Source organism: Acinetobacter sedimenti, assembly GCF_022601685.1.
In the GTDB taxonomy this organism is placed as follows: Bacteria; Pseudomonadota; Gammaproteobacteria; order Pseudomonadales; family Moraxellaceae; genus Acinetobacter; species Acinetobacter sedimenti.
This window is the reverse complement of sequence record NZ_JAKUML010000001.1, coordinates 105,209-117,621: the sequence shown is the minus strand read 5'-3', so window position 1 is coordinate 117,621 and position 12,413 is coordinate 105,209. Positions and strand designations below refer to the sequence as shown.

Here is a 12,413-nt window from a genome sequence, read left to right as displayed (position 1 = left end):
AGCCTTTTCTAAGATGAAAAGGCTTTTTGATTTAGAACACGAAGCGTTGCAGTTGATATAAAATTCGACCTTTAAGGAATCATGCGACCAAACTGACTACTCGCTTCATCTTGAATCTGACGATCTGTCTGTAGATCGCTCATGTTGAGTTTGCGATCGACTTCAACACCCTTGCCTTCGATCATCTGGCCATTTGGTGTGAAATAATGTGATACGGTCAGTTGCACCGCACCTTGTTGTGATGGGAAAAGCTTTTGCACAGCACCTTTGCCATAACTGGTTTCACCAAATACAGTCGCTCTTTGGTTTTCTTTCAATGCTGCTGAGAAGACTTCTGCAGCTGAAGCTGAAAAGCGATTTTGTAAAATTGCTACAGGATAAGTCACTGGATTTTGACTGGCTAGGGCTTGGAATTGTTGATTCGCCTCAATACGCCCTTTGGTACTGACAATTAAACCTTTTTCCAAGAACAAATCTGCAAGCTCAACTGCCGAAGAAAGCAAGCCGCCTGGATTATCTCGAAGATCAATCATCACACCACGAATTGCGGTACGTTGCTGATAAATATTTAAGAAATGTTGGATTTGTTGCACGGTGTCTTGCTGAAATGCTTTAATTTTTAACACCAAGATACGCTCATCGGTCAAATACGGTTCAACATCATAGTTTAGCTGTTGATCTCGGACGACATCGGCAACCACCGAACGATTACCACGTTTGATTTTCAACTTAACAATACTACCGAGCGACCCTGTAAGCAAACTATCAACAGTACGTTGATCCAAATATTGCACGGCATTATTATTAATTCTTTCCACCACTTCGCTGTTACGTAAGCCGAGCTCGTAGGCATCAGAACCATTGGCAATACCACCGATTTGCCATTGATGTTTTTCAGGAACGTAAACTAACTGAAATGGAATTTTTGCAATCTGCCCTTCGGTAAATTGCATCAGTTGTTGGTATTGCTCATTGCTCAGATATCGTGAATAGGGATCAAGTCCTTCTAATAGACCATGACTCGCCTGCTCGAACAGTTGATCATTCGATACATTATCCACGTAGTTCTTTTTTACCAATTGGAAAGTTTCTACAAACTGGCGAATTTGATCAATCGGAATATCTTCGATATTCGCATCATCAGGTTGATTTGAGAGTTCTTCTTCGTCAAGGCTGAGCTGATCATCTATGCTTTGACTCACATCACTCGGCGCAGTACGAAAATCCTCATCATTAAAATTTGTATTCAGTCCTTTATCAGGCTGAGGATTATTCTGCGTTGTATCACTTTGCGCCCACAATGCAGAGCTTGGCAACACACCACAGACTGTCATCAGCAAAACTAAGATTAGTGGTGATGTGTTGGGCATATTCACGTCCTATGCAGTGGCGATTTCTCGCAATTCAATCCTTGATAGTGTCTGTAAAAGTCGATCACATCAACTGAAATATGTAATCGACTCAATATTATTATTCTGCACGTAAGTCGCTTTAACAATTCATCACAATGAGTAGCTAAAGCGAACTTCTTTGATACGACACCTTAAATCAGCGATTTAAGCCAAAGTAATGAGATTACGCCCCTGCATTTCTGTTGGCACAGGAATATTCATCAGGCTCAGTAAGGTCGGTGCCACATCTGCCAAAATACCTTTTTCAGCAATCGTTGCCGAAGTCGGTCCGACATAGATAAATGGCACGTGCTCTGTTGTATGTTGCGTATGCACCTGACCACTGTCGTAGTCTTGCATTTGCTCGACATTACCATGATCGGCAGTGATGATCATATGCCCTTTGTTCGCCATCACAGCGTCATAGACACGACCTAGACTGCTATCGACAGCTTCAACCGCTTTGACCGCCGCATCAAATACACCCGTATGACCAACCATGTCGCCATTGGCATAATTCACGATTAACAGATCATATGCACCTGAATTAATCGCATCAACGAGTTTATCCGTGACTTCATAAGCACTCATTTCAGGCTGTAGATCATAAGTAGCGACATTCGGCGATGGCACGAGAATACGTGTTTCACCTTCATATTCGTCTTCTCGACCGCCACTAAAGAAGAAAGTCACATGCGCATATTTTTCAGTTTCAGCGATACGCAGTTGGGTTTTACCTAAATCAGATAAATATTCACCGATTGAATTTTTCAATTCTTCAGGCATATACGCAACAGGTGCGTCAATGGTCGCTTGATAACGTGTAAGCATCACGAATTTAGCTAAGTTCGGCAGGGTTTTGCGTTCAAAGCCTGCAAATTCTTTTTCTACAAAAGCACGGGTCAGTTCACGGGCACGATCGGCACGGAAGTTCATAAAGACAATACTATCGCCATCTTTGATGGTTGCCAGTTCACCTATACGAGTTGCTTTGACAAACTCATCACTTTCATCTGCAGCATAGGCTTGATTTAAACCATCCACCGCACTGTCTACGACACGTAATGCTTCGCCTTCGGCCAATAGACGATAAGCCTGCTCAACACGATCCCAACGATTATCACGATCCATGGCAAAGTAGCGACCAATCATCGTGGCAATACGCCCTTGATTTGGATACTGCGCAAATAAAGCATCGAAACGCTTTAAACTTGGCTCAGCACTTCTTGGCGGTGTATCACGACCATCAAGAAAAGCATGCAGATAAACGGTTGCACCACGTTTCAATGCCAATTCACACATGGCTTCGATTTGATCTTCATGCGAGTGCACGCCACCTTGTGAAAGCAATCCCATGATATGTACAGCACCACCTGTCGCTTTGGCTTTTTCCACAGCATCGACTAAGACTTCATGCTGAAAAAAATCACCTGTGCGAATGTCTTTGGTAATCCGAGTAAAGTCTTGATAGAGCACACGTCCTGCACCAAGATTCATATGTCCGACTTCAGAGTTACCCATCTGACCATCAGGTAAGCCAACGTCTTCACCAGAGCCTGAGATTAAACTATGTGGATGATTTTGCTTCATTGCCGTTAGATTTGGTGTCTTTGCCGCCAAAAATGCATTATCTTCGACCGCTTCCCGATGACCAATGCCATCCATAATCACCAAAACGTGGGGAACTTTATGTGTTGTTACATCCGTCATGACTTCATCTCACCTGTTTAATCTTTACATCGTCATTTATCGACGTAATTTTACGCAATTTCTACAACAAATTCATCCACCAAATACTGTTCCTTTGACGACTGCTTGGGCTGTTGATGCAAGAGCCAACTTACCAAATGCAAGCACGGACCTGACTTTAACGCACCCGATGTAACAAAAATGCACCTGCACCTAAAATCATAAAAATAGGCAACAGCACAAACCACGCCGCCGATGGACTATAAATCAGGCTGGCGTAGCCCAAGAAGTCTTGTAAATAATAAAATCCTAAGCCAACAAACAGTGCGATCACCAAGCGAAAGCCCATCGACTGTTGACGGAGTGGTCCAAAGATAAACGAACAAGCAATCACTACCAATGCAATCAAAGCCAGTGGTGAGGCGAGTTTTTTCCAAAAAGCGAGCTCATATTTCTTCGGCACTTGGCTATATTCATCCATATAGCTCATAAAGCTGATCAATTGACTTGGCGCAAGATCTTCAGGATTCACTGTCACCATATGCACATATTTCGGCTGTAGAGCCAAAGGCAAACTTTCCTCGGTTCGTGTCGTTTGCTGTGCATGACCTTGAGGGAAAATATCGACTTGTTGAATCCCTGAAAGTGTCCAATTTTGATTTTGTTGAAACTGTCCTTCTTCGGCATTAATGGTCGAAACAATGCGATAATTATCATCAAAGTCAATCACTTGAACATTGCGCAAATGTCCGCCTGCATTGGCATAATCAATATGCACAAAGCGTTGTCCTTCTCGTGTCCAATAACCATGCACCTCACCAAGCGACGCACGATAATTCTCTTTTTGTGCGGCTTTGGCTTGCTCATTGCTATAGGGAATAACCCATTCACTGAGCGCAAAAGACACGACGATTAATAATAGTGCAGGACGAATCACCCAACCGACGATGCGCCACAGGCTCACCCCCGAAGCACGCATCACCACCAACTCGCTGTTTGAAGCAAGTGTCCCCAAGCCGACAACCGAACCAATCAACGCACCGATCGGCAATAGCTCAAGGAGTTTGCTCGGCGCATCCCACAGAATATAGAGAAAAGCTTGCCATGCGTTATAATGCTCGTTCAGCTCACCAAGCTCAGCGAGATAGCCGAATAACATTTGTAATAATAATAAAATTGCGGTTGCACCCAACATGGCAACACCAGTTGCTTTAATGACATGACGAGCGAGAATACGACGTGACAACATTAGGTCGCTCCTCTTAGACGTTTTTTGATTTTAGGTGTGAGTTTATATTTTTTGGCAAAAAACAAACCAACAATTGTATAGATCATGAGAATCGCAGGATATGCCCAAATCCCCAGCTCGCCTTTGGTCATGCGTGTCTTGACTGCCATCAGCGCCACGATCAAACTGGCAAAAATCATAATTGCAGGGAATAAGCGATAATAACGTCCTTGACGTGGACTGACCTCAGACAACGGCACAGCAAGTAATAATGCGAGCAAAATCACGAATGGCGCAAAGATACGCCAACCTAGCTCACTCATGATCACATCACTTTGTCCACGGCGCTGCCAAAGTTGCGCCATAGTCATTGATTCAATGCGTTGCGATATAATTTCGTCGTTTTCTTCAGGTTCAAGACGTAAGCGATAGCTTTCAAACTCTGCTTGTAAATATTTCGGTTGCCCAGGAACAAAGCTATAACGTCGCCCTTGATACAAATCGACGATACTGGCTTGATCGTTTTCCGCAGCGACACGACGTGCTTCTTTGGCAAGAATAATCACATCAGGTTGCCCTGCCTTATCCGCTTTTTGATAAAAGAAAATATCTTTTAAACTCTGCCGATCTTCGGTCAAACCACCTGCATAGATAGTATAGACTCCGCTAGAAATAAATTCTTTGGGGCGCACTAAATCAAAGCCACTACGTACTGCTTGCGTCGTCGTGAGATGATCAAAAGAACGGTTACCCCACGGTGCGATCCATAACATCAATGCGGTATGTAATGCCATGATGATTGCAGCAAGTGGTAATAATTTTCGCCCCAACTGCCCACGACTGACACCACTCCCATTGAGCACCGCCATCTCGTGATCGACATACAAACGTCCAAACACCAACATTAAGCCAACAAAAAAACCCAATGGCAAAATCAAGGTCAAAAATTCAGGTAACCGATAACCAATAATGCTAAATAAAATCCCTGCATCCATACGCCCTTGCGCAGCAACACCAAAGTATTTGATCAAGCGACCACCGAGCATCACTAAGGTCAGCAATGCCACAACGACTGATGAGGTTGTCACCACTTGCTTGACCAAATATCGAGTAATAATCAAATGCAAATTCCCAAAAATTTTTGAATCATGCGATGCGTCCACAGACTACGCATAAATTGTGCTAGTTTACCTGAATGTCAGCCCCAGTGCTATTTTGCAGTGCCGTAATAAATCGGTATATTATGGTGATATTGTTGCACCATTTACACAAATCTCATCAAAGCTGATGACTGCCAAGGATAATGATTACTTTATGAAACTAAGCTTAATAACCGACCTAAAACTACCCGAAATTAAAGTACAACCAGTCATTCGTCTTATTCAAGAAGCAAAAGATGGCGAAAATATTGCATCGCAACTCAACGCAAGTGAAATCAGCTCACTTGAGAAATGGCTAGAACTCAGCCAATTTGAAGGCAAATTTAATCAACTGCACCCTGTTTATGCGCAAAGTGAGGCTTTCCCTCAACTATTTGTGGTTGGCATTGGTGATGTTGAGCAATTAAATGGTACAAAACTGCAAAAGCTTGCGCAAAGCATCGTTAAAGCTACGCAAAAACTCGCTGAAACCATTACGATTGACCTCAGCACTTTACCTGAAACATTGCATTACCAATTTGCTTTGGCACTGACTCAAGCCAATTATGCCTATGATCAATTCAAAACCAAAAAATCAGAAATCACCTTAAAAAGCATCCAATTCTTTGCTGAACAAACCTCACTCGATAGCGCACAACTGACTTTGCTTCAAGCCATTCAAAAAGGTCAGCATTTCACACGCCATCTTGGTAATACCCCTGGCAATGTCTGTTTCCCAGAGTATTTGGCTGATGAAGCTTTGAAACTTGCAGGTGAATTTCCAGATTTGCTCAATGTGACTGTGCTGAATGAACAACAAATGGCTGACCTCGGCATGAATGCGTTCTTAGCGGTGAGTAAAGGCTCGGAGCGTTCAGGACGTGTCGTCTTGCTTGAGTACAATTCTCAGCAAGCACAAAAACCTGTTGTCCTCGTCGGCAAAGGTGTGACCTTTGACACAGGAGGTATTTCACTGAAACCTGCGGCGACCATGGACGAAATGAAATTCGATATGTGCGGTGCAGCCACCGTGCTCGGTGTGATGCGTGCTTTATGTGAAAGCAAATTACCGATTCACGTGGTTGGTGCGCTCGCTTGTGCGGAAAATATGCCGTCAGGTCATGCGACTCGCCCAGGCGATATCGTCACGACCATGAGCGGTCAAACCGTCGAAGTGCTGAATACCGATGCCGAAGGTCGCTTGGTACTCTGCGACACCTTATCCTATATCGCACGTTATGAGCCTGAATTGGTGATTGATATTGCTACACTGACAGGCGCTTGCGTGGTGGCACTTGGCAAAGTGCTTTCTGGTCTATTTAGTCCTGACAATGCGCTATCGCAAGCCTTGATTGATGCAGGAGAGCAGTCCTTTGACCGTGTATGGCGCTTGCCTGTGATGGATGATTATCAAGAATTGTTAGATTCGCCATTTGCAGATATGGGGAATATCGGTGGACCTTATGGTGGTGCGATCACTGCGGCTTGCTTCTTGCAACGCTTTACCCGTGACTATCGTTGGGCACATTTGGATATTGCAGGTACGGCATGGCTTTCAGGCGCACAAAAAGGCGCAACAGGTCGTCCAGTACCGCTGTTGATGCAATTCCTTGCCAATCGTGTCAGCAATTAATTCAGAAAACATTGAATGAAAATTAGTTTTTACTTAGTTGAAAAATCGTCGCAAACGCAGACCGATGTGGTCTGTCGTTTGTGTCAGCAAATTTATAACAAACATCCAATTTGGATTTATTGCCGTGATGAAGCGCAAGCTCAGCATTTGGATGATCAACTTTGGACATTTTCTGCGACCAGTTTTGTGCCACATCTTCTGATTGAAGATACAAAAATCGTAACCGACGTACAACATCAGTGGTTAAACACGCCGATTCTGATTAGTTGTAATCCTCCGCCACGACACAGTGAAGTCTGTATCAACCTCACAGGGCAGGCTTTGGTTTTAACAGAAATCAAGCACAGCACACTACATTTAATCGAAATAGTCGGGCATAATGAAGAGGAAAAAATCTTGTCCCGCCAAGTATTTAAAGCCTATCGAGCAAGTGATATTGAGCCTGCTGTACATAAGATTTAAAGGTTTTTTATTTTAATAATGATCAAACATAGAGGAGTCGATCGTGGCACTAAATGTCGGTGAAAACTTTACCCAGCGTTGGCTTGCCACACCTGAAGCCGTTCGCCAAACATTTTGTGATGAACTCAATCACATCTGCGATCTTCTGGACTCGACTGAACACATTTCCAAATGGCAGTATCAAGATGCTGTTTTGCAACAAAAAAATAAAAAAGTCATTGAGCGTGCTTATGCCGAATTGGAACAGCAAATTTTAGCGGAACAAGCTCGTCTCGCCGAAGAGCGTAAACGTCAGCGTCAAGCTGAATTAGAACAAGCCCTCGCCGAAAAGCGTGCGCTCGAAGCCAAGAAAGTGGCAGAAATCGAAGCCCAAGAGCAACAACAAGCACAGCATCAAGATGCGTATTTACAGCAACTTGCACAAGAGCTTCATCAACAAAGTGCTTCTTCGAACTTAGACAATCTGCGTAAATTTAACACTCAAGACGTTAAACAATTTAATAGCATTCAACATCATGACGCACCGCCAACAGCAGAACATCAAGACTTACGGACTCGATTGGAACTGGAAGCAGAGTTTTATATTGAGCAAACATTGCAACAGCTAAAAACCAAACTGCAAGCAGCAGCACAAGAAGAAATTGCCATGATCATGGCTCAACAAAATGATGTGAAATAATTTCTGATCATTCTACTTTTTAGGCACATGGCGAATATATTGCAAGGCGATCAATCGAGAAACAATCAACGCCAAATACATCACTGCGCCAAACATCTGCAAAGACATCAGTACACGTGCCATATCACTTTGTGGCACGATATCGCTTAGACCTGTTCCTGTCTGTACACTAAAGCTAATAAATATCAAATCTACCCATGAGCGTGCTTGACCATTTTCCAGATTAAAACTATTCACATCCCAAAGCTGACAGGCACTGTACATAAAGGCAAACGCCCAAACCAATAAGGTAAACACACTCGCAGCTGCAAACAGCTCATCTCGTGTCAAATAACGATCATCAAACATATAGCGAGTTAGACCATACGCCGCACAGAGATACGCTGCAGCCTCAAATAAATGCGCTGTAATCAAGATATTTGGTGAATCTGCGCCCAACATTACCGCAAGCGACAATACTAGCGCAGGAATCACACAGATCATCCCGATCACCGTATAAATCGCCGTAACCCGAATAATCTGCGCCACCATCAATAGCGCCAATGTGCCCAAAAACCATGCAAAAGCATGGTGGTTAAATATCTGATGGGTTAAAGGTGCGGTAAACAGCATCATCAATTGCACTGCAAGCAACCATGCTGAAGGTAAACTTTTAAAACTTTGCAAAAATTTAAGCATGGCGACCGCACTATCTCTAGAATATTTATGAAAACCTGAGCGTTTAATCTACGCACTTTTGCAGTAAAAATAAACAAAATGAGGCACTGAGCTGAAATGATTGATGAGCTTCTAGTGCTTGTCGTTTGTCTGCTTTGGCTTTCCACGCATACGGTGTCATGGCGATGAGATCTTTTAATTGGTTTTGATCAAGATTTAAATCTGTGGTGATAATTTGTTTAGATACGAGTGAAAATTCAGGTGCCATTTGTGCAAGGAATTTATCAGGCTCATGCGCTTTGACTTCATCAAATAAAGCTTCACGCATGGCAAATAGATGTTGTGGTGCAGGTGTGGCAATGATGAGATAGCCTTGTTTTTTTAATACTCGAAGCATTTCCATTTTAGGTAATGGGCTAAATAGACTGCTACAGACATCTATTGATTGATCGAGTACAGGTAGCACTGCACCTGTCCCCACCACCCAAGTGATTTTTTGCGCTGTATTATCCTCATTGCTTTGCTGTGATTGCTTGGCAGCGGTTTGTACCGCACTTTTGGCAATATCTACAGCGACCACTTGTGGTACAACTTCTGCCATCGCTTGCGTGTAATAACCCTCACCACAGCCAATATCTAATACTGCTTTTGCTGAAATGGATTGCAATAATTGGCTCACCGCTTGCTGTAAAGGTTGATATGCACCTGACTGTAAAAATCGACGACGTGCCGCCACTGCCTCAGGTGTATCACCAGGGGATTTGCTGTGTTTATGCTGTACCACATGTAGATTGACATAGCCTTGCTTGGCTTGGTCATAGCTATGCCGATGGGCACATTGCCACGTTTTACCATCTAAATGTAAAGCTTCTCGACAGATTGGACACATCAACAGCTCAGACATATTTTACTTTCCACAATAACGGTTAATCTGAATAAAAAAGCCAGCAGTGCTGGCTCCTTTAAACAAAAATTGTTTAACGTAATTTTAAAGTCATTAAACCCAAGACAACTAAAATAATAGTAATAATCCAAAAACGAATCACCACTTGGGTTTCTTTCCAACCTTGCTTTTCATAATGATGATGTAGAGGTGCCATTAAAAATACACGCTTGTTACGCATCCGCAGTGAGCCAATTTGCAAGAATACTGATATCGCTTCCATGACAAACACACCGCCCATGATCGCAAAAACGATCTCTTGACGTACCATCACCGCAATCGTACCTAACATCGCACCAAGTGATAAGGCACCGACATCACCCATAAACACTTGCGCAGGATGCGCGTTGTACCATAAGAATGCTAAACCTGCACCGATCATTGCGGCACAGATCACTACCAGTTCAGAAGTATATTTCACATAAGGAATATGCAAATAATTGGCAAAACGCACATCACCTGATAGATAGGCAAATACACCTAGACCTGCTGCAACAAGCACGATCGGCATAATCGCCAAACCATCTAAACCATCAGTCAAATTCACCGCATTGGATGCACCATTAATCACCAAATAGGTAAATATGATAAAGGCAATACCAAATGGAATCACAGAAAACGGAATACTCAAATTCTTAAAAAATGGAATGAGTAAATCGAGCATATTGGACGTAAGCACTGGGTCAGTCTGCATCTGTGCAATACAGTACAAGCCAATCCCTGCGCCAAACGAACCCACCGATGTCCAAAAGAACTTTTTACGTGCAGGTAAGCCTGCATTGTCTTTATAACGGATTTTAATCCAATCATCCGCCCAACCCACAGCACCGAAGATCACCATCACACCCAGTACAATCCACACATAAGGATTGCTTAAATCTGCCCAGAGCAAGGTACTGATCCCGATCGACATCAAAATCAGCACGCCGCCCATCGTCGGGGTACCCATTTTCGCCACATGGTTTTCAGGTGCATAGCTACTGACCGCTTGACCATATTTCAAGGCACGCAATTTGCGAATCATTACAGGTCCAAGAGAAAGCCCTATCGCTAATGCAGTCAATACGCTCAGCAAGGTGCGCAAGGTCAAATAACGAAATACACGAAATGAGTCATGATAATTCGCAAGTAAATCAAAGAGCCATAACAGCATTTATAATTTCTCCATCAATGCATCCAAGAGATGCTCCATATGGGTATAACGTGACCCTTTGAACAGCAAACTCACTGGCTGTGGTTGATGTTGTTGAATAATTTGTTCAAGGCGCACTTGCGCTTCATCTTGTGTTGCAAAAGCATAGCAATGTGCCACATCTGCACCTCTAGCAACCGCAGGTGCATACTCACCCACTGCAATGATATAGTCAAGTTTGAGCTGTGCCAAATCCTGTCCGAGCTTCCGATGCTCATGTTCAGCATCATCACCTAATTCACCGATATCACCCATCACCATGACTTTGATGCCTTGTTGTTGCAGCAAAACTTGTGCGGCTGCTCGCATCGAGTTTGGATTGGCATTATAGGTGTCATCAATAAACAAGGTTTGATCTTTTTCAATAAAATTGAGTCGCCCTTTGGCACCTGTTGCTTGTTGCAAGCCAATGGCAATATCATCTAAAGACACGCCCATTGCCAATGCAAAACTGGTTGCTGCTTCGGCATTTTGCACATTATGCGCCCCTGCAAATGGCAAGTCGATTTGTACACTGCCTTTTGGTGTATTCAAAGTAAATCGTGAAGATTGCGCTAAAATTTCAATATTCGTGGCATAGACATCGCCACCTTGACCAAACCGAATCTGCGCACGACCATCCGCCACATCATTCACAGTATTTTGAATTTGCTGAGCATAATCATCTTGTGCAGGAATGATCGCCGTACCATGATTTTTGATATGGGCATAAATTTCTGATTTGGCTTTGCAAATCGCATCCCGACCACCAAACTCGCCCAAATGCGCTGTTCCAATATTCAAAATCCCTGCGGCATCAGGCTGTACTAAGCCACTGGTATAATCAATTTCACCAATATGACTTGCCCCAAGCTCCATCACTGCATAGCGATGATCGGCACGAAGCTCCAACAGCATAATCGGCACACCGAGATCATTATTCAGATTGCCACGAGTAACTAAGGTTTCACCGAGCCGTGAAAAGATACTGCCGAGCATTTCTTTGGTGGTGGTTTTACCACTACTGCCTGTCAATGCCACGACTTTTAAATCCTGACATTGCTGACGGCGAGATGCACCCAGATGTCCCAAAGCCAAACGGGTATCTGCGACAATCAACTGTGGAATATTCACACCCTCGATAGCACGTTCGACAATCACACAGCTTGCATTTTGCGTCGCCACTTTTGCAACAAAATCATGCGCATCAAAGCGCTCACCTTTCAGCGCTAAAAAGGCATCGCCAATTGTCGCATCCCGTGAATCGGTGACAATGCGCTCAATGCTTTGTTTCGACTGGCTTGCGCTGGGCTGAATGCCTTGATGCCAAGTTCCTTGTGTCGCCTGTTGTAAATCGTGAATAGTCCACGGATCAAGACGACTGGTACTGGTGGTTGAGGTGTGCATGTGAGGCAATATTC

12 protein-coding genes are annotated in these 12,413 nt (G+C 43.6%); 4 read left to right on the top strand and 8 right to left on the bottom strand.

All coding sequences use genetic code 11. The features are described 5' to 3' along the window. Positions 1 to 71: 71 nt before the first annotated feature. Together MKI79_RS00595 and gpmI are read right to left on the bottom strand one after the other, a co-directional pair. Positions 72 to 1,370, bottom strand: a complete 1,299-nt coding sequence (locus MKI79_RS00595; protein WP_241570055.1) for a S41 family peptidase — start codon at positions 1,368 to 1,370, stop codon at positions 72 to 74. A 186-nt stretch (positions 1,371 to 1,556) separates the two neighbouring features. Then, on the bottom strand, positions 1,557 to 3,101 hold the full coding sequence (gene gpmI / locus MKI79_RS00590; protein ID WP_241570052.1) for a 2,3-bisphosphoglycerate-independent phosphoglycerate mutase: 1,545 nt from the start codon (positions 3,099 to 3,101) through the stop codon (positions 1,557 to 1,559). Here gpmI and MKI79_RS00585 point away from each other — a divergent pair. Continuing rightward, complete coding sequence (locus MKI79_RS00585) at positions 3,100 to 3,276, top strand: hypothetical protein (protein WP_241570050.1); 177 nt, start codon at positions 3,100 to 3,102, stop codon at positions 3,274 to 3,276. The two genes, gpmI and MKI79_RS00585, sit on opposite strands and share 2 nt — an antisense overlap. Here MKI79_RS00585 and lptG read toward each other — a convergent pair. Continuing rightward, a complete protein-coding gene (gene lptG, locus MKI79_RS00580) occupies positions 3,259 to 4,329 on the bottom strand; it encodes an LPS export ABC transporter permease LptG (RefSeq protein ID WP_241570049.1) in 1,071 nt (356 codons plus the stop codon). The two genes, MKI79_RS00585 and lptG, sit on opposite strands and share 18 nt — an antisense overlap. After that, positions 4,329 to 5,429, bottom strand: a complete 1,101-nt coding sequence (gene lptF / locus MKI79_RS00575; protein ID WP_241570044.1) for an LPS export ABC transporter permease LptF — start codon at positions 5,427 to 5,429, stop codon at positions 4,329 to 4,331. Before lptF ends, lptG begins: the two co-directional genes overlap by 1 nt. 166 nt (positions 5,430 to 5,595) lie before the next feature. On the opposite strand from lptF, the gene MKI79_RS00570 reads away from it, so the two are divergent. The 3 genes from MKI79_RS00570 to MKI79_RS00560 are packed head-to-tail and all read left to right on the top strand — an operon-like array spanning position 5,596 to position 8,221. Continuing rightward, positions 5,596 to 7,080: a leucyl aminopeptidase gene (locus MKI79_RS00570; protein WP_322111806.1), complete on the top strand. Its 1,485-nt coding sequence runs from the start codon at positions 5,596 to 5,598 to the stop codon at positions 7,078 to 7,080. A 15-nt stretch (positions 7,081 to 7,095) separates the two neighbouring features. Next, positions 7,096 to 7,542 (top strand): DNA polymerase III subunit chi, encoded by a 447-nt coding sequence (locus MKI79_RS00565; RefSeq protein WP_241570042.1) that lies wholly within the window; start codon positions 7,096 to 7,098, stop codon positions 7,540 to 7,542. Between the two features lie 43 nt (positions 7,543 to 7,585). Then, the gene (locus MKI79_RS00560; RefSeq protein ID WP_241570040.1) at positions 7,586 to 8,221 is read left to right on the top strand and encodes a hypothetical protein; all 636 of its coding nucleotides are present in this window, start codon (positions 7,586 to 7,588) and stop codon (positions 8,219 to 8,221) included. A 12-nt stretch (positions 8,222 to 8,233) separates the two neighbouring features. Here MKI79_RS00560 and MKI79_RS00555 read toward each other — a convergent pair whose 3' ends face one another. The 4 genes from MKI79_RS00555 to MKI79_RS00540 form a co-directional block, all read right to left on the bottom strand. After that, entirely contained in the window at positions 8,234 to 8,899 is a 666-nt protein-coding gene (locus MKI79_RS00555) for an ion channel (RefSeq protein WP_241570038.1), read from the bottom strand. Positions 8,900 to 8,942: 43 nt separating this feature from the next. Continuing rightward, positions 8,943 to 9,782, bottom strand: coding sequence for a putative RNA methyltransferase (locus MKI79_RS00550; RefSeq protein ID WP_241570036.1), 840 nt, complete (start codon positions 9,780 to 9,782; stop codon positions 8,943 to 8,945). 73 nt (positions 9,783 to 9,855) lie between these two features. Further along, complete coding sequence (gene mraY / locus MKI79_RS00545; protein WP_241570034.1) at positions 9,856 to 10,974, bottom strand: phospho-N-acetylmuramoyl-pentapeptide-transferase; 1,119 nt, start codon at positions 10,972 to 10,974, stop codon at positions 9,856 to 9,858. Next, positions 10,975 to 12,399: a UDP-N-acetylmuramoyl-tripeptide--D-alanyl-D-alanine ligase gene (locus MKI79_RS00540; RefSeq protein ID WP_241570033.1), complete on the bottom strand. Its 1,425-nt coding sequence runs from the start codon at positions 12,397 to 12,399 to the stop codon at positions 10,975 to 10,977. Positions 12,400 to 12,413: the final 14 nt, after the last annotated feature.